Raw genomic sequence first — 16,453 nt, forward strand, 5'->3', positions numbered from 1 at the left:
TCCCGTGCGGACGAAGACGATCACACGGGCCCACCTCGTGGACGCGGTGCCCGAGGCGTTCCGGAAGCTCCACCCGCGCCACCAGCTGCGCAACCCCGTCATGTTCGTCGTCTGGGCGGGTTCGTCGCTGGTCACGGTCTGCACGGTCACCGATCCGAGCGTGTTCACCATCTCGGTGACGCTGTGGTTGTGGTTCACCGTGCTCTTCGCGAACCTCGCCGAGGCCGTCGCGGAAGGCCGCGGCAAGGCGCAGGCGGACTCGCTCAGGAAGACCAAGAAGGACGCCGTCGCGCGGCTCGTGAACGGTGACGTCGTCGCCGGTACCGAGTTGAAGATCGGTGACCTGGTGGTCGTCGGGGCGGGCGAGGTCATCCCCGGTGACGGTGACGTCGTCGAAGGCATCGCCACCGTGGACGAGTCGGCCATCACCGGTGAGTCCGCGCCGGTGATCCGCGAGTCCGGCGGTGACCGGTCCGCGGTCACGGGCGGCACCACCGTGCTGTCCGACCGGATCGTCGTGCGGATCACCACCAGGCCGGGCGAGTCCTTCGTGGACCGGATGATCGCGCTGGTCGAAGGCGCCGAACGGCAGAAGACGCCGAACGAGATCGCGCTGACCATCCTGCTGTCCACGCTGACGATCATCTTCCTGCTCGCCGTGGTGGCGCTGCAGCCGTTCGCGATCTACTCCGGTGGCGAGCAGTCGGTCGTCGTGCTGACCGCGTTGCTGGTCTGCCTCATCCCGACGACGATCGGAGCGTTGCTGTCCGCCATCGGCATCGCGGGCATGGACCGGCTGGTGCAGCGCAACGTGCTGGCCACGTCCGGCAAGGCCGTGGAGGCGGCGGGCGACATCGACACGTTGCTGCTCGACAAGACCGGCACGATCACGTGGGGAAACCGCAGGGCGACCGAGTTCATCCCGGTCGGACCGACGTCCCACGAGAAGCTCGTGGCGGCCGCGCGGCTCGCGAGCCTGGCCGACGAGACGCCGGAAGGCCGCAGCATTCTGGAGCTCGCGGGCGGGCGGCCCGCCACCGATCACGAGAAGACGGGCGAGTTCGTCCCTTTCACCGCGCAGACAAGGATGTCCGGCATCGACCTGGACGGCAGGAGCATCCGCAAGGGCGCCGCGTCCGCGTTCGAGCTGACCGAGACGGCCCGCGGGGTCGTGGACGAGATCAGCGCGCAGGGCGGCACTCCGCTCGTCGTGGCGCAGGACGGCGAGGTGCTTGGCGTCATCCGGCTGTCCGACGTGGTGAAGCCCGGCATGAAGGAACGCTTCGCCGAACTGCGCGCGATGGGCATCCGCACGGTCATGGTCACCGGCGACAACCCGTTGACGGCTCGTGCGATCGCGGAGGAGGCGGGCGTGGACGACTTCCTCGCCGAGGCCAAGCCCGAGGACAAGATGGCCCTGATCCGCAAGGAGCAGGAGGGTGGCCGCCTGGTCGCGATGACGGGGGACGGCACCAACGACGCGCCCGCGCTGGCGCAGTCGGACGTCGGCGTCGCGATGAACACCGGCACGTCGGCCGCGAAGGAGGCCGGCAACATGGTCGACCTCGACTCGGACCCGACCAAGCTCATCGAGATCGTGGAGATCGGCAAGCAGCTGCTGATCACGCGCGGTGCGCTGACGACGTTCTCCGTGGCGAACGACCTGGCCAAGTACTTCGCGATCCTGCCGGCGATGTTCGCGGCGATCTACCCGGCGCTCGACCGGCTCAACATCATGCACCTGGCCACGCCGCGGTCCGCGATCCTGTCGGCGGTGATCTTCAACGCGGTGGTCATCGTGGCGCTGATCCCGCTGGCGCTCAAGGGCGTCCGCTACCGGCCGTCCAGCGCGTCCGCGCTGCTGCGGCGCAACCTGCTGATCTACGGCCTCGGCGGCATCGTGACGCCGTTCGCCGGGATCTGGCTGATCGACCAGCTCGTGCGACTCGTCCCCGGGATCGGCTGACATGGACAACTTTCTGAAGCAGTCGTGGGCGGGTCTGCGGATCCTGCTCGCGCTCACCGTGCTCCTCGGCGTGCTGTACCCGCTGGCGGTCTGGGGTGTCTCGCGGCTCCCCGGTCTGCACGACAACGCCGAAGCGGTCGGCACCACGCTCGTCGCCGTCACGCGTGAAGGCGACAAGTACTTCGTGCCGAGGCCGTCCGCCGCGACGCTGCCCGCGTCCGGTGGCTCCAACAAGGGGGAGCTGAACGAGGACTACACGAAGGTCGTCGCCGAGCGGCGGGTGGCGGTGGCCCAGCGTGAGGGCGTCTCCGAGAACCAGGTTCCGCAGGACGCCGTCACCGCCTCGGCTTCTGGTCTCGACCCGCACATCAGCCCGGAATATGCCGCGTTGCAGGTGCCCCGCGTGGCGCGCGCGTCCGGGCTGCCGGTGGAGAAGGTCCGGGAGCTGGTCGCTGCCAGCACCGGGGGCACCTTCACCACCACCGTCAACGTGACGGCGTTGAACCGTGCCATCGACGCTGCCACCCGTTGACGGTCGCCGGGGTGAGCTGAGGATCTACCTCGGCGCCGCTCCCGGCGTCGGCAAGACCTTCGCCGCGCTCGGCGAAGCTCACCGGCGCCGGGAGCGCGGCACCGACGTGGTCGTCGGACTCGTGGAGACCCACGACCGGGAGAAGACAGCCTCACTGCTCGACGGCCTGGAAGTGGTGCCGCGCAAGGTGATGCGGCACCGCGGCGTCGACGTGTCCGAAATGGACGTGGACGCGATCCTCGCGCGCAGACCCGAGGTCGCGGTGGTCGACGAGCTCGCACACACCAACGTGCCGGGCTCGCGCAACGAGAAGCGCTGGCAGGACGTCGAGGAACTGCTCGACGCGGGCATCGACGTCCTGTCCACGGTCAACGTCCAGCACCTGGAGTCGCTCAACGACGTCGTGGAGCGGATCACCGGTGTGCGGCAACGGGAAACCGTGCCGGACGAGGTCGTCCGCCGCGCCGAACAGGTCGAGCTGGTGGACATCACCCCGGAGGCGCTGCGCCGCCGGCTCGCCCACGGCAACGTCTACGCCGCGCACAAGATCGATGCCGCGCTGGGCAACTACTTCCGGCCCGGCAACCTGACCGCGTTGCGCGAGCTCGCCCTGCTGTGGGTCGCGGACCAGGTCGACGTGGCGTTGCAGCGGTACCGCAGCGAGAAGTCGATCACCGACACCTGGGAGGCGCGAGAACGGGTCGTCGCCGCGATCACCGGCGGCGCGGAGAGCGAGACGCTGATCCGGCGGGCCCGGCGGATCGCCGTACGGGCAGGGGCCGAACTGCTCGTCGTGCACGTGATGCGCGGGGACGGGCTGACCGGTGTGACCCCCGAACACATCGCCCGCTCGCGCAAGATCACCGAGGACGTCGGCGCGACGTTCCACTCCGTCGTCGGCGACGACGTGCCGACGGCATTGCTGGAGTTCGCCCGCGGGGTCAACGCCACCCAGCTCGTGCTCGGGACTTCGCGCAGGTCACGCCTCGCGCGGGCGTTCGACGAGGGCATCGGCGCGGCCGTGGTGCAGGAGTCCGGCGCGATCGACGTGCACATGGTCACGCACGACGAGGCGCGGCGCGGACCGCGGTGGAAGATCGGCGCCGACCCGTTGCCGTCACGGCGCCGGCTGATCGGCTGGGGCCTGTCCCTGGTGCTGCCCGCAGCCGTCACCTGGCTGGGCATGCTGTGGCGCGACGAGCTCGACTTCTCGACAGATCTCGTCGCGTTCCTGCTGGTCACGTGCGTGGTCGCGATCGCGGGCGGCCTCGGCCCCGCGTTGTTCTGCGCGGTCGCCGGCGCAGGGCTGCTGAACTTCTTCTTCACCGAGCCGTACCACAGCCTCGCGGTGAACTCGCCGGAGAACGTGATCACGCTCGTGGCCATGGTGATCGTCGCGACCGTGGTGGCGCTGACGGTCGACAGGGCGGCCAGGCTGGCGGAGCAGGGTGCGCGGGCGCGGACAGAGGCCGCGTTGCTGGCCTCGTACTCGCGGACCGTGCTGACCTCGCCGTACCCGCTGGCCCGGCTGCTGGAGAAGATCCGCGAGAACTTCGGCCTGGAGTCCGTCGCGCTGCTGGAACGGTGTGGTGGCGCCTGGGAACGCGTCGCGTGCGTGGGCCCGCGGCCGTGCGACGAACCGGACGAGGGCGACGCGGACGTGCTGGTGACGCCGGACGTCCACCTGGTGCTGCGCGGCCGGACCTTGCCCGCGAGCGATCAGCGGGTGCTGGAGGCCGCGGCCGGGCAGGCGCTGATGGCGTGGCGGCAGCAGCGAATGGCCGACGAGGCACGCGACGCCCAGCGCAGGGCCGAGACGACCGAGCTGCGCACGGCGTTGCTGTCGGCGGTCGGGCACGACCTGCGGACGCCGTTGACGTCGATCAAAGCCGCGATCGGCAGCCTGCGGGACGAGACGCTGCCGCTGTCCGCGGAGGACGTCCGGGAGCTGATGGCGACGGTCGAGGAGTCGGCGGACCGGCTGACCGGACTGGTGGACAACCTCCTGGACTCGTCACGGCTCGCCACCGGTTCGGTGGAGCCGGTGCTGCGGCCCGTCAGCTACTACGAGGCCGTCGCCAGGGCACTGGCCGGCGTCGACGAGCAGGTTTCCGTTGTCGTGGACGAACATCTGCCGCTGGTGCTGGCCGATCTGGGCCTGCTGGAACGAGTCGTGGCCAACGTCGTGGACAACGCGTTGCGGCACGGGACACCGGGACCGGTCGCGATCAGAGCCAGCCGCCACGGCTCGCAGGTGGAGCTGCGGGTCGTCGACCACGGCAAGGGACTGCCGAAGAAGACGGGAGACCGGATCTTCGCGCCTTTCCAACGACTCGGCGACCGTGACGCGACACCGGGCGTCGGCCTCGGGCTCAGCGTCGCCAAGGGCTTCACCGCCGCCATGGGCGGTGAGATCAGCGCGGAGGACACACCGGGCGGCGGGCTCACCATCGTGATCTCGCTGCCAGCTCACGAGGAGTCAGGATGACGTCAGTGCTGGTGGTCGATGACGAACCGCAGATCGTCCGGGCGTTGAGGATCAACCTCAGCGCGCGCGGATACAACGTGATGACGGCCTACGACGGCAAGTCCGCCCTGGGCGTCGCCGTGGAGGGCAAACCGGACGTCGTCGTGCTGGACCTGGGCCTGCCCGACATCGACGGCGTCGACGTGATCGCCGGCCTGCGCGGCTGGTCGACGATCCCGATCATCGTCCTGTCCGCCCGCACCGACTCCGCGGCCAAGGTCGAGGCCCTCGACGCGGGTGCCGACGACTACGTGACCAAACCGTTCGGGATGGACGAGCTGCTGGCCCGGTTGCGCGCCGCCGTGCGACGGGGTTTGGCGCGCGAGGCCGGCGATCCCGTGGTGCAGACGGCGTCGTTCGTCGTCGACCTGGTGGTGAAGAAGGTCTGGCGAGATGACCGCGAGGTGCACCTCACGCCCACCGAGTGGGGGCTGGTGGAGATCCTCGCGCGCAACCCCGGCCGGCTCGTGTCGCAGAAGCAGCTGCTGCAGGAGGTGTGGGGGCCGATGCACGTCAACGAGTCCCAGTACCTGCGTGTGTACTTCGCGCAGCTGCGGCGGAAGCTGGAAACCGATCCGGCGCGTCCCCGTCACCTGATCACGGAGCCCGGGATGGGGTATCGGCTGGAACTCTGACGGTTGACGCGGAGGGCGTGAGAGCGCTTCCATAGACGTAGCCGCCGCACGATCGTGACAGAGAGGTCATCATCGTGGCTCGAAAACTGCGGTACGCCCTGCTGGGCCTCCTGCTGGCGCTCCCACTCTCCGGCGCCGCGCAGGCAGCGGTCCCACCGACCCCACCCGGCTGGACCCTGGCCTGGTCGGACGACTTCAACGGCCCGAACAACTCGGCCCCGAACCCGAACAACTGGATTGTCGACATCGGCCACGGTTATCCCGGCGGCCCGGGCAACTGGGGCACCGGCGAGATCCAGCGGTACACCAACGACCGCGCCAACCTGCGCCTCGACGGCACCGGCAACCTCCGAATCATCCCACTGCGCGCGGCCAACGGCGAGTGGACCTCCGCGCGCATCGAAACTCGCCGCTCGAACTTCAAGGCACCCGCCGGCGGCGTGCTGCGCATCGAGGGACGCATCCAGATGCCGAACATCACCGGCACCGGCGCGCTGGGCTACTGGCCCGCGTTCTGGGCACTGGGCGCGCCCTACCGCGGCAACTACTGGAACTGGCCGGGCATCGGCGAGTTCGACGTCATGGAGAACGTCAACGGCATCAACAGCGTCTGGGGCGTGCTGCACTGCGGCGTGAACCCCGGCGGCCCGTGCAACGAAACCAACGGCCTCGGCGCGTCCCGTGCCTGCCCCGGCAGCCAGTGCCCAGGCAACTTCCACACCTACCGCTTCGAGTGGGACCGCTCGGTCAGCCCCAACCAGTTGCGCTGGTACGTCGACGGCCAGCAGTACCACGTCGTGCGGCAGAACCAGATGGACGCCGGGACGTGGAACAACATGACGTCCCACCAGGGTTACTTCATCCTGCTGAACGTGGCGATGGGTGGCGCGTTCCCGAACGGTGTGGCCGGCCGCGCCACCCCGACCCCGCAGACCACGCCGGGCCGTTCGATGGCGGTGGACTACGTGGCGGTGTGGACGCGCCCGTGACCGGCGCCACCGTGATCGTCAGAATCACGTCAAGGTGAGGGCCGGCGGTGTCAGGGTCCCGTCCGGGCGGTGGGCACGTGCGGGTGATCGGCGTGCAATCGGGACATGACACTCGCGGAGTTGCTGCCCAGCATCGGCTGTTCCACCGAGCCGGTGCTGGAAGAGGGTCTGTGGCCGGACGGGACGCACCTGTCCGGCTCGGACCTCGTCATCGGTGGAGTCCCCGCCACGCGGCTCGCGGCCCAGTTCGGCACGCCCTGCCAGGTGCTGGACGAGGCGACGGTGCGCAACCGCGCCAAGGCCTTCGTCGCGGCGCTGCCGGAAGCGGAGGTCGTGTTCGCGGGCAAGTCGTTGCCGTGCCCCGAGGTCTACCGGTGGATGGCCTCTGTCGGGCTGTCGCTCGACGTGTCCTCCGCCGGTGAGCTCGCCCTGGCGCGCGCCGCGGGCTTTCCGGCCGGGCGAATCGTCATGCACGGCAACGTGAAAACCGGCGAGGACCTGAAAGCCGCGCTGGAGTACGGGGTTTCGCGGATCGTCGTGGACTCGTTCGACGAGATCGCCCAGCTCGGTGCTCTCGCGCGGCACGGCCAGGAAGTCATGATCCGGGTGACGCCGGGAGTGGACGCGCACACCCATGCCGCTGTCTCGACCGGTGTGGAGGACCAGAAGTTCGGGTTCTCGCTGGCTTCCGGCGCCGCTCTCGAAGCCGTTCTGCGAGTGGTCGAGCAGCCCTCACTCAGGCTCGTCGGCCTGCACTGCCACATCGGCTCGCAGGTGCGGCACGTGGCGTCGTACGAGGAAACCGTGCGGCGCATGGTTGGCCTGATCGCTTCCTGCGGCGTCCGCGTCGAGCAACTCGATCTCGGCGGCGGCTTCTGCGCGCCGTACCTGCCGGGGGAGTCGTCGTTCGACCTCTTCGGCTTCGCGCAACGCGTTCGCGGCACGTTGAGCTACGAGTGCGCGCTGCATCGCGTGCCGGTACCGCGCATCCTGATCGAGCCGGGACGTTCGATCGTCGCGAACGCGGGCGTCACGCTGTACCGGGTCTGCGCGGTCAAACGCGGCGCCCGCACGTTCGTGGCGGTGGACGGCGGCATGAGCGACAACCCGCGCCCGGCCCTGTACAGCGCCAAGTACGCGGTCCGGCTCGTCGGCCGTGGCGGGAAGCTGCGGCCGGTGACCGTGGTCGGACGGCACTGCGAGGCCGGGGACGTGCTGGCGGAGAACGTGTTGCTGCCCGCCGACGTGCACGCGGGTGATGTGCTCGCGGTGCCGGTGACGGGCGCGTACCACCACGCGCTGGCGTCGAACTACAACCAGGTCGGCCGGCCGCCCGTCGTCGCGGTGCGGGACGGGCTGGCGCGGCCGATCGTGCGGCGCGAGACCGAGGAGGACCTGCTGCGGCGCTATGTCTAGGGCTTGACGGCCTGGGCGACCAGCCAGCTGTCCTCGTGCATCAGGTAACGCGTGATCTTGCCGTCGCGGACGGTGAACTCCTGCACGAACCGCGTCTCGATCCACTTCCCGGTGGCCTGGACCTGCGAGCGGAGATCACCGGTGCGCACGGCCAGCGCGCCGTCGACCAGTGTGGCGTCGACGTCGAACCGGTCCGGCGTCAGGTACTTCGGCACGTCCTCGGCGTAGAACGCGCGGACCTCGGCCCGCGTGGCGCGTTTGCCGATCCACGGCACGGTGGCGGTGTCGCCGGGGATCTCCCAGTCCACCTCCTCCGCGAACAGGGCGGCCAGGCCGTCCACGTCCCACGCCCGCATCAGGCGGTCGAACTCGGCGATCACGGCACGGGTATCTTCGGTCGACATACCTCCACCCATACCAGGTTGATCGTTCTACTGCGAAGTCGAACGTGTTTTCCGTAAGCATCGCGCTGAACCGGGTCGTGCCGGGCCTGCGCGACGCGGCACGTTCCGGCGCACCGAGCCAGATCTGGGCCGCCGTCGCCATCGCGCTGCCGAAGCTGTGGACGCACAACCGGGTCGCGGACGTGCTCGAGCTCGCGGTCGAGCTGGCGCAGCAGGTCAAGCCGGACGGGAACGTCAGCGGCCTCGCGGAGGTCGCCGCGCGCAAGGGTTCCAGCAAGGCCGTCGTGCAGGCGAAGCGCCTGGTGGCCGCGCTGGAGCTGTCCGGCTGACGGCCGTCAGCCCGCGTACCGGCCTAGGATGACGGCATGGAGCTGGGACAGATCGTCGCGGAACGACTGATCGAGGGTGTGGCACCGGACGGATCACACGTCGAGGTGGTGATCAGGTTCGGTGCCCCGCGCCCCGATCCGTTGAGCAGCAACGGTGACTGGCGGTGTCCACATCAGATCGTGGGCTTGGGCGACGACTCGGTCGGTGCCGCGCACGGCGTGGACTCGTTGCAGGCGTTGCTGCTCAGCGTCTACGCGGTGCGGCTGAAGCTGGCCGAGTCGGGCAGCACCCTCGACTGGCTGGGCGCGCCCGACTTCGGCCTGACCATCGCTCCCGCGCTCAGCTAGCGAAAACGGGGTAGTGGTCCGAGAAGTCCGTGTAGGTGTACTTGCGGCCCCACGACCAGATCGACCACTGAGGACTCTTCGCGCGCCGCGTTTCGTTGCGCAACACCGGTCCCTGGATCGTCAGCACGTAGTCGAGGTGCTCGGACGCGTACTCGGGCCCGTACTGGTCGCGGCAGACGCTGTTGTCCGCGCAGTCCCACGAGAACGGGTGTCCGGTCACCTCGGGTGTTGAAGCGCCCAGTTCGGCGACCATCCGCGGGAACTCGTCACTCGCCATGACGACGTTCAGATCACCCGCCACGTACACCGGCTCGGACGCCGGGATGCTCCTCGCGGCGAGGAACGCCTTGATCTCGGCACGTTGCTTCGTCCGGTAGCCGGCCGGAGCGCTCGTGCAGGTGGAGTCCTCCGCCTGCATGTGCGTGCCGATCACGTGCATCGGCCCGGCCGGCGCCTCGATCCGCACGTACGCGAAACCCTTGTTGGAGAACCAGTCCGCTCCGCACGCATCGCGGTAGACGTGCTGGACGCGCGTGGTGATCGGCCACCTGCTCAGCACCGCGACCCCGCCGTCCTCCGGCGTCGAGGAGCTGTAGGCACCCGACGTGACGTCCCACCCGGCGGTGCTGCGACCGAGCACCGGCGTCTGGTGCGGGTAGGTGTCGCGGAGGTTGGCGAGCAACCGGTCGGAGGCGGCGTTGTCGAACGCCTCCTGCAGCACGACGACGTCCTGACCGTTCAGCACGCCGGTGCTGTCGATCAGGTCGGCCCGCGCCAGCTGACCCCAGTTCGGGTAGAGGTTGCGGGACAGCATGAACACGTTGTGGGTGGCGATCTTCGGGGCGGCCGGTGCGGCGACCGCGGGGGCGACCGGGATCGTGAGCGCGACGGCGGCGGCGAGCGTGATCAGGCGCATGCGGCCGATGGTGAAGGACGTGAGAATCCTTCACAACCGTGCAGCGGTGTCGTATCGATCAAGCGTTGATGAACTTCAGCGCAACCGGTCGAGGTCCGCGCCCGACTTGTCGACCAGGGCGCGCATCGCGCCGTAGGCGGCCTCGGCGTCCCGTGCGGCGATCGCGTCCAGCACGGCGCGGTGCGACGGCACCGGATCGTCGTCCACCGACCCGTGCACGAGCTTGTCCCGCTCGGCGAGGCCGATCGCGATGATCTGCTCGACCTGCGTCAGGAACGCGTTGTGCGTGGCGGCCATCAGCAGCCGGTGGAACTCCAGGTCTGCACGGACGGTCGCGGCGAGGTCGCGTGCCGAGGCCATCCGGTCCAGGGCTGCGGACAGGGCCTCGATGTCCGCGTCGGTGGCGCGCTCGGCGGCCAGGCGGGCTGCGGCGGGCTCGACGATGACCCGCATCTCCGTGAGTTCCTCGAACAGGCTGTGATCGGCGTTGGCCTGGGTCTGCCAGCGCATCACGTCGGTGTCGAGCAGGTTCCACGACGTGCGCGGCTGCACGAACGTGCCGCGCTTCTGCCTGGCGTCGATCATGCCCTTGGCCGAGAGCACCTTCAGCGCCTCGCGCAGTGCTGTCAGCGACACGTCCAGTTCTTCGCGCAACGCCGGAAGATCGAGGGTGTCGCCCTCGCCGATCTCGCCGGCCAGGATCCGGCCGGCCAGCGCCTCGACGGTCTGGCCGTGCACGCCCCGCAGCCGCTTCTCGTTCATGGCGCCAGATCATACGGCACTCATAAATTATGAATTATTCTTGACTTGATCATGGTGGCAGCGCAGTCTGTCCGCCATGGACAGGCGTCACTTCCTCCGCGTCACCGCCGCCGCGGGAGCCGGGCTGCTGGTCGGCGGCACAGCTTCCTGCGCCACGTCGGCGTCCTCCGGCCCGGTCACGCAGACCGCGGGCACGGTCTCGATCCAGTCGAACCTCTCGGCGCCCGCGGCGAAGGCGGCGATCGAGGCACTGGTCAAGGCGTTCAACGACAGGAAAGGCGCGCAGGCCTCGGTCAACACCGTGGCCTCCGAGACCTTCCGCACCCAGCTGCCGAGCTACCTCACCTCGGCCAACCCTCCCGACCTGTTCACCTGGTACCCCGGCTCACTTCTCAAGGGGTACGAGGAGAAAGGGCTGCTGCTCGACGTCGGCGACGTGTGGCGGACCATGGGCGACTACTCGCAGCCGTTCAAGACGTTGAGCGGCAAGGTGTTCATCCCGACCACCTACTACTGGTGGGGATTCTTCTACCGCAAGTCCAACTTCGCCAAGTGGGGCGTCACCCCGCCGACGACCTGGGCCGAGTTCGTCGCGCTGTGCAAGACGTTGCAGGGCAAGGGTGTCATCCCGCTCGGCATGGGTGCGGGATCCGATTCGCCGTGGACGGCGTCGAGCTGGTTCGATCACTTCAACATCCGCGTCAACGGTGCGCCGTTCCACCGTGAGCTCCTCGCGGGCAGGCAGCGGTTCGACGACCCGAAGGTCAAGGCGATCTTCACGCCGTGGCGCGAAGTGCTGCCCTTCACCGATCCGAACGGCACCGCGATCGGCTTCCAGGAGGCCACGACCGCTTTGCTGCAGGGCCGCACCGGCATGCTGCTCACCGGTGCGTTCTTCGCCGACGCTGCACCGAAGGACGCGCTGGAGGACGTCGACTTCTTCCGCTTCCCGATCATCGACCCGAAGGTGCCGCTCGCCGAGGAGGGCCCGACCGACGGCTTCTTCGCGAGCTCGAAGTCCCCGCACGTCAAGGAGCTCAAGGAGTTCCTGACCTTCGCGGCGACCGCGGAGGGCCAGGAGGTCTACATCAGGAACTCCTCCGGCACGATCCTGCCGACCAACCCGAAGGCGAAGGACTCCGGCACGCCCCTCGTGCAGAAGGGGCGCCGGCACCTCGAGGAGGCCGCGGAGATCACGCAGTTCTTCAACCGCGACTCGAGCGACGCGCTGCAGCCCACCGCCGACGCCGCGCTGGTCAAGTTCCTGCAGCAACCGGACCAGCTGGACACGATTCTCGCGGACTGGCAGAAGGCCGCGCAGCAGGTGTGGTCGGCCTGAGATGAGTCGCCGAGTCCCTCCTGTCCTGCTGCTGTTCGTGCTCGTCCCGTTGCTGGTGGAGGGGTTCTGGGTCTTCTGGCCCGCGCTGCAGGGGTTCTGGCTCGCGCTGACGAACTGGGACGGGGTGTCAGCGCCCCGGTTCGTCGGTGCCGGCAACTTCGCCCGGATGATCGACGACCCGGTGTTCCACACCGCCGTCACCAACACCGCGATCTGGCTGGTGCTGTTCGGCGGGCTGTCCGCGGCCGGTGGTCTGGGGCTCGCGGTGCTGCTGCAGAAGGAACGCCGGGGCGTCGGGATCTACCGGGCGGCGCTGTTCGTGCCGGTGGTGTTCTCGCTCGTCGCCACGTCGCTGATCTGGCAGGTGCTGTACCAGCCGGGCTGGATCTTCGACTCCTCGCCGCTGGCCGACCCCGGCACGGCGCTGTACGCGGTGCTGGTTCCCGCGCTGTGGCGGCAGGCCGGGTACGTGATGGTGCTGTACCTGGCCGGGCTCAAGGGAATCGACCCAGGTCTCCACGAGGCGGCCACTTTGGACGGTGCCACGGCCTGGCAGAAGTTCACCCACGTCACCTGGCCGCAGCTGCGGTCGGTCAACTCGGTCGTGCTGTCGGTCATCGTGATCGACTCGCTGCGCTCGTTCGACGTGGTGTGGTCGATGACGCGCGGCGGGCCCTACCACTCGTCCGAGCTGCTCAGCACGTACATGTACTCGACCGCGTTCCAGTCGCTGAAGCTCGGTTACGCGAGCGCTCTGGCGGTCGTGATCTTCGTCCTCGCGTTCGGCGTGATCGTGACGTACCTCGTCCGCGCGTTCCGGGAGAACTGATGTCCAATCGCGTTTTCCACGTCGTGGCGGGCACGATCTCCGTGCTCTGGCTACTGCCGATCGCGGCAGTGATCATCACCGCTTTCCGGTCGTTCGACGACATCGCCGCCAACGGGCTGGCCGCCGTCCCGCAGTCGTTCACGCTCGCCGGGTTCGCCGACGCGTGGACCAACGGCGGCGCGGGCGCGATGTGGAACAGCGTCCTCGTCACGGTTCCGACGGTGTTCCTGTCACTGGCGCTCAGCTCCGCTGCCGCGTACGCGTTGAGCCGCTTCGAGATCCCCGGCCGGCGCACGGTCATCCTGCTGATGCTGGCGGGGAACCTGCTGCCGCCGCAGATCCTGCTGGTGCCGGTGTCGAAGCTGACCGAGCTGCTCGGGATCTACGACACCTTGTTCGCGCTGGTAGTGGTGCAGGTCGGGTTCGGTCTCGGCTTCTACACGTTCGTGCTGCAGGGCTTCATGCGCGCCATGCCGAACGAGGTCCAGGAGGCGGCGACGATCGACGGCGCCGGTCCCGTGCAGATCTTCTGGCGGATCGTGCTGCCGATGACCAGGCCCGCTCTGGCGGCGTTGGCCGCGCTGGCGTTCACCTGGATCTTCAACGACCTGCTGTGGGCGATCACCGTGCTGCGGTCGTCGTCCGTCATGCCGGTGACGCCCGCGCTGCTGGCGTTGCAGGGTCAGTACGTGTCGAACTGGAACGTCATCGCGGCGGGTTCGGTGATCGCGGCGATCCCGACGGTGGCGGTGTTCCTGCGGTTCCAGCGGCACTTCATCTCCGGACTCGCGGTGGGAGCGGTGAAATGACCTGGACCCTGAGGATGGCGACCACCTCCTACACGGTGGCCGTCGAACCCGGCGGCCGCTGGGCGGAACTGGTGGCCTGGGGCCCGCACGGGGTCGAAGCCGGGCCGTCGCCGCTCAAGAACCTCGGCGAGATCCACTTCATCACCGAGGCCGACGCGGCACCGGTCGAGTACGTGCCGCGCGGGCAGCGTCCGTTCACCGGCGCAGACCTGGAGCTGGCCGGCGACTCGTGGTTCACCTTCGACGGCGCCGCGGAGTCGGACGGCGTGCTGCGGCTGGCGTTCGTCGACGAGATCGCCGGACTCGGGACCGTGCTGTGCTACCGGCCGGAAAGCACCGTTGACGTGCTTTCGCGCTGGGTTGAAGTGACCAACACGTCCGGCCGGTCCTTGCGGCTGGACCGGATCGGATCGGCGGGCGTGTGCCTGCCGGTGCGCGGCCCACGACTGTCCTTTCTGCACGGTGAGTGGGCTCGCGAGTTCCAGCTGGAACACGTGGACCTGCCCGCGGGCGGGTTCCGGATCGGCAGCTCCTACGGCGTTCCCGGGCACAATTACGCGCCCTGGTTGTCCGTGGACGACACGTGGGGTGTGTCGCTGGCATGGTCCGGTTCCTGGGAGATCACGGCCGAGGTCGAGCCTTCCGGACTCACGCGCCTGCGTGCCGGAATGCTCGGCCCGGTCGTGGTCGAGACCGGGGAGACCTTCACGACGCCCGAGGTGGCGCTGGCGTGCTCGACGGACGGCCTGGCCCGCGTCTGGCACGCCTACGACCGGTTGCGATCGAGGCCCGTTCGCAAGCCCGTCCTCTACAACTCCTGGGAGGCGACGGGATTCGACGTCTCGCTGCCGGAACAGCGAGAGCTGGCCACGATCGCCGCGGACCTCGGGGCCGAGCTGTTCGTGGTGGACGACGGCTGGTTCACCGGCCGCCACGACGACTCCGGCGGACTCGGCGACTGGTACCCGGAGTCACCGGACTTCGGCGCGTTCGTCGAGGACGTCCGGGCGATGGGCCTGGAGTTCGGCCTGTGGGTCGAACCGGAGTGCGTGAGCCCGAAGTCGAAGCTCCACGCCGAGCACCCGGACTGGGTCTACCGCACCGAGGGTCGCGAACCCACGCTGATCCGCAACCAGCTGCTGCTCAACCTCGGCCTGCCGGAGGTGTACGAGTTCGTGATCTCCACCCTGGACCGGCTGCTGACCGGTTGTCGGATCAGCTACCTCAAGTGGGACCTGAACCGGCCCGCCACCGAACGCCCCGGCGAGCTGGACAACGCCCACGTCCGCAACTACTGGCGCGTCCTGGACCACCTGCGTGCGCGGCATCCGCACGTGCTCGTGGAGGGCTGCGCGGGCGGCGGCGGCCGGACCGACCTCGCCACGACGGGCCGCGTGGACGTGGTGTGGCCCAGCGACAACACCGGGCCGCTGGACCGGCTGAAGATCCAGCGCGGGTTCCTGCACATGCACGCCCCGCACCTGATGTCGTCGTGGGTGACCGACGCGCCCGGCATGTTCGACGCCCGCCCGCGTTCGCTCAAGTTCCGCTTCGTCCTCGCCATGGCCGGTGTGCTCGGCATCGGCGCTGACGTCCGGCACTGGTCTCAGGACGAACGCGAAGAGGCCGCCGTGCTCATCAAGCGGTACAAGGGCATCCGCGACGTCGTGCACCACGGCGAGGTGCACCTGCTCAACGACGCGATCCAATACTCCGGGACCGACCGCGTGGTCGTGCTGGCCTGGCACACGGGATCGCTGACGGGCGTGCCGGTGGTGCCCGGCCAGTCCTCGCGGGTCAGGCTGAAGGGCCTGACCGCTCAGTCCTATGTGGACGAGAACGGTGACGTGTACTCCGGCGCGCACCTGACGCACGTCGGGCTGCCGTTCGACTGGTCTCGGACGAACGACGCCGACATGGTGGTGCTACGTCCGTACTAGGGCCTGGATGGCCTCGATCGGCGTGCGGGCGAGGGCCGACCCGACCCCGCACGCCACCGCGCCGGCCTCCAGCCACGCGGGAACGTCGGCCGGTGCCACGCCACCCGTCGGCACCAGCGGCGCGTACGGCAGCACTGCCAGCACGTCCCTGACCCACTGCGGTGTGGGCGCCGGAAACACCTTCACGGCGTCCGCCCCGGCTTCCAGCGCCCGCACGACCTCGGACACGGTGCCGGCGCCGGGCAGCACCGCTGCCCCGTACCGGTGCCCGGCCCGGATCACCGATTCCTCCAGGTTCGGCGCCACCAGGAACTGTGCGCCCGCCCGCACGGCGGCCACGGCGGAAGCCTCGTCGAGCACGCTGCCGGCACCGATCGTCGCCGCGGGGTGCGTCTCACGGAGCTGCCGGATCGCCTCCAGCGCACCGGGGTTGGTCAGCGGGAGCTCGAGAGACGTGAGGCCCGCGTCCAGCAGCGGAACAGCGGCCTTGACCGCCGAGGACGCGTCGGAGGTGCGGATGATCGCGATGACGCCCTGCCGCACGACTGCCCGGGTGATCTCGTAGCGGTAGCTCACGCCACCCAGGCTACTACACATAAATTAGGAATTATTCTTGACACTCGCAGGTCACGCGGGCAGGCTCACCGCATGGAATCGGCACAGTCCGTGCTACTGCTGGACCGGACAGTGGTGCGCGGACCGGACAACAGGG

The 16,453-nt window shown here is 69.2% G+C and carries 16 protein-coding genes; 12 read left to right on the forward strand and 4 right to left on the reverse strand.

Translation table 11 applies throughout. The features are described 5' to 3' along the window. Positions 1 to 4 precede the first annotated feature (4 nt). The 6 genes from kdpB (at position 5) to lysA (ending at position 8,065) form a co-directional block, all read left to right on the forward strand. Positions 5 to 1,966 (forward strand): potassium-transporting ATPase subunit KdpB, encoded by a 1,962-nt coding sequence (gene kdpB / locus C8D87_RS15515; RefSeq protein ID WP_233442179.1) that lies wholly within the window; start codon positions 5 to 7, stop codon positions 1,964 to 1,966. Position 1,967: 1 nt separating this feature from the next. Continuing rightward, the gene (locus tag C8D87_RS15520) at positions 1,968 to 2,498 is read left to right on the forward strand and encodes a potassium-transporting ATPase subunit C (protein WP_112227177.1); all 531 of its coding nucleotides are present in this window, start codon (positions 1,968 to 1,970) and stop codon (positions 2,496 to 2,498) included. After that, a complete protein-coding gene (locus tag C8D87_RS15525) occupies positions 2,473 to 4,986 on the forward strand; it encodes a sensor histidine kinase (RefSeq protein WP_112227178.1) in 2,514 nt (837 codons plus the stop codon). Before C8D87_RS15520 ends, C8D87_RS15525 begins: the two co-directional genes overlap by 26 nt. Beyond that, complete coding sequence (locus C8D87_RS15530) at positions 4,983 to 5,660, forward strand: response regulator (protein WP_112227179.1); 678 nt, start codon at positions 4,983 to 4,985, stop codon at positions 5,658 to 5,660. Before C8D87_RS15525 ends, C8D87_RS15530 begins: the two co-directional genes overlap by 4 nt. A gap of 74 nt (positions 5,661 to 5,734) precedes the next feature. Then, positions 5,735 to 6,649 (forward strand): glycoside hydrolase family 16 protein, encoded by a 915-nt coding sequence (locus C8D87_RS15535; protein WP_233442115.1) that lies wholly within the window; start codon positions 5,735 to 5,737, stop codon positions 6,647 to 6,649. Between the two features lie 105 nt (positions 6,650 to 6,754). Next, positions 6,755 to 8,065 carry a diaminopimelate decarboxylase gene (gene lysA / locus C8D87_RS15540; protein WP_112227181.1) on the forward strand — a complete coding sequence of 437 codons (1,311 nt, stop codon included), beginning with the start codon at positions 6,755 to 6,757 and terminating at the stop codon, positions 8,063 to 8,065. Here lysA and C8D87_RS15545 read toward each other — a convergent pair. Continuing rightward, entirely contained in the window at positions 8,062 to 8,469 is a 408-nt protein-coding gene (locus tag C8D87_RS15545) for a nuclear transport factor 2 family protein (RefSeq protein WP_112227182.1), read from the reverse strand. The two genes, lysA and C8D87_RS15545, sit on opposite strands and share 4 nt — an antisense overlap. A 44-nt stretch (positions 8,470 to 8,513) precedes the next feature. On the opposite strand from C8D87_RS15545, the gene C8D87_RS15550 reads away from it, so the two are divergent. Both C8D87_RS15550 and C8D87_RS15555 read left to right on the forward strand, forming a co-directional pair. Then, positions 8,514 to 8,798, forward strand: coding sequence for a hypothetical protein (locus C8D87_RS15550; RefSeq protein ID WP_112227183.1), 285 nt, complete (start codon positions 8,514 to 8,516; stop codon positions 8,796 to 8,798). Between the two features lie 36 nt (positions 8,799 to 8,834). Continuing rightward, positions 8,835 to 9,146: a DUF6968 family protein gene (locus C8D87_RS15555; RefSeq protein WP_112227184.1), complete on the forward strand. Its 312-nt coding sequence runs from the start codon at positions 8,835 to 8,837 to the stop codon at positions 9,144 to 9,146. Here the strand turns inward: C8D87_RS15555 and sph are convergent. Together sph and C8D87_RS15565 are read right to left on the reverse strand one after the other, a co-directional pair. Then, positions 9,139 to 10,062, reverse strand: a complete 924-nt coding sequence (gene sph / locus C8D87_RS15560; protein ID WP_112227185.1) for a sphingomyelin phosphodiesterase — start codon at positions 10,060 to 10,062, stop codon at positions 9,139 to 9,141. The genes C8D87_RS15555 and sph overlap by 8 nt on opposite strands. Before the next feature lie 75 nt (positions 10,063 to 10,137). Then, the gene (locus C8D87_RS15565; protein ID WP_112227186.1) at positions 10,138 to 10,824 is read right to left on the reverse strand and encodes a FadR/GntR family transcriptional regulator; all 687 of its coding nucleotides are present in this window, start codon (positions 10,822 to 10,824) and stop codon (positions 10,138 to 10,140) included. A gap of 76 nt (positions 10,825 to 10,900) precedes the next feature. On the opposite strand from C8D87_RS15565, the gene C8D87_RS15570 reads away from it, so the two are divergent. From C8D87_RS15570 to C8D87_RS15585, 4 genes are read left to right on the forward strand one after another with little or no spacing between them, the layout of a single operon-like run. Next, a complete protein-coding gene (locus C8D87_RS15570; RefSeq protein WP_112227187.1) occupies positions 10,901 to 12,163 on the forward strand; it encodes an ABC transporter substrate-binding protein in 1,263 nt (420 codons plus the stop codon). A gap of 1 nt (position 12,164) precedes the next feature. Continuing rightward, positions 12,165 to 12,992 carry a carbohydrate ABC transporter permease gene (locus C8D87_RS15575; RefSeq protein ID WP_112227188.1) on the forward strand — a complete coding sequence of 276 codons (828 nt, stop codon included), beginning with the start codon at positions 12,165 to 12,167 and terminating at the stop codon, positions 12,990 to 12,992. Beyond that, positions 12,992 to 13,801 carry a carbohydrate ABC transporter permease gene (locus tag C8D87_RS15580; RefSeq protein ID WP_112227189.1) on the forward strand — a complete coding sequence of 270 codons (810 nt, stop codon included), beginning with the start codon at positions 12,992 to 12,994 and terminating at the stop codon, positions 13,799 to 13,801. The genes C8D87_RS15575 and C8D87_RS15580 overlap by 1 nt, the downstream gene beginning before the upstream one ends. Next, positions 13,798 to 15,741: an alpha-galactosidase gene (locus C8D87_RS15585; RefSeq protein ID WP_112227190.1), complete on the forward strand. Its 1,944-nt coding sequence runs from the start codon at positions 13,798 to 13,800 to the stop codon at positions 15,739 to 15,741. Before C8D87_RS15580 ends, C8D87_RS15585 begins: the two co-directional genes overlap by 4 nt. Here the strand turns inward: C8D87_RS15585 and C8D87_RS15590 are convergent. Then, complete coding sequence (locus C8D87_RS15590) at positions 15,727 to 16,317, reverse strand: bifunctional 4-hydroxy-2-oxoglutarate aldolase/2-dehydro-3-deoxy-phosphogluconate aldolase (RefSeq protein ID WP_112227191.1); 591 nt, start codon at positions 16,315 to 16,317, stop codon at positions 15,727 to 15,729. The genes C8D87_RS15585 and C8D87_RS15590 overlap by 15 nt on opposite strands. Positions 16,318 to 16,453 lie beyond the last annotated feature (136 nt).

It is taken from the genome of Lentzea atacamensis (assembly GCF_003269295.1).
Classification (GTDB): Bacteria; Actinomycetota; Actinomycetes; order Mycobacteriales; family Pseudonocardiaceae; genus Lentzea; species Lentzea atacamensis.

What these genes read in the sequence shown, in the direction of transcription:
- C8D87_RS15520 (WP_112227177.1), top strand. Translation starts at nt 1,968, where the DNA reads ATGGACAACTTTCTGAAGCAGTCGTGGGCGGGTCTGCGGATCCTGCTC.
- C8D87_RS15530 (WP_112227179.1), top strand. Translation starts at nt 4,983, where the DNA reads ATGACGTCAGTGCTGGTGGTCGATGACGAACCGCAGATCGTCCGGGCG.
- lysA (WP_112227181.1), top strand. Translation starts at nt 6,755, where the DNA reads ATGACACTCGCGGAGTTGCTGCCCAGCATCGGCTGTTCCACCGAGCCG.
- C8D87_RS15545 (WP_112227182.1), bottom strand. Translation starts at nt 8,469, where the DNA reads ATGTCGACCGAAGATACCCGTGCCGTGATCGCCGAGTTCGACCGCCTG.
- C8D87_RS15555 (WP_112227184.1), top strand. Translation starts at nt 8,835, where the DNA reads ATGGAGCTGGGACAGATCGTCGCGGAACGACTGATCGAGGGTGTGGCA.
- sph (WP_112227185.1), bottom strand. Translation starts at nt 10,062, where the DNA reads ATGCGCCTGATCACGCTCGCCGCCGCCGTCGCGCTCACGATCCCGGTC.
- C8D87_RS15565 (WP_112227186.1), bottom strand. Translation starts at nt 10,824, where the DNA reads ATGAACGAGAAGCGGCTGCGGGGCGTGCACGGCCAGACCGTCGAGGCG.
- C8D87_RS15570 (WP_112227187.1), top strand. Translation starts at nt 10,901, where the DNA reads ATGGACAGGCGTCACTTCCTCCGCGTCACCGCCGCCGCGGGAGCCGGG.
- C8D87_RS15575 (WP_112227188.1), top strand. Translation starts at nt 12,165, where the DNA reads ATGAGTCGCCGAGTCCCTCCTGTCCTGCTGCTGTTCGTGCTCGTCCCG.
- C8D87_RS15580 (WP_112227189.1), top strand. Translation starts at nt 12,992, where the DNA reads ATGTCCAATCGCGTTTTCCACGTCGTGGCGGGCACGATCTCCGTGCTC.
- C8D87_RS15585 (WP_112227190.1), top strand. Translation starts at nt 13,798, where the DNA reads ATGACCTGGACCCTGAGGATGGCGACCACCTCCTACACGGTGGCCGTC.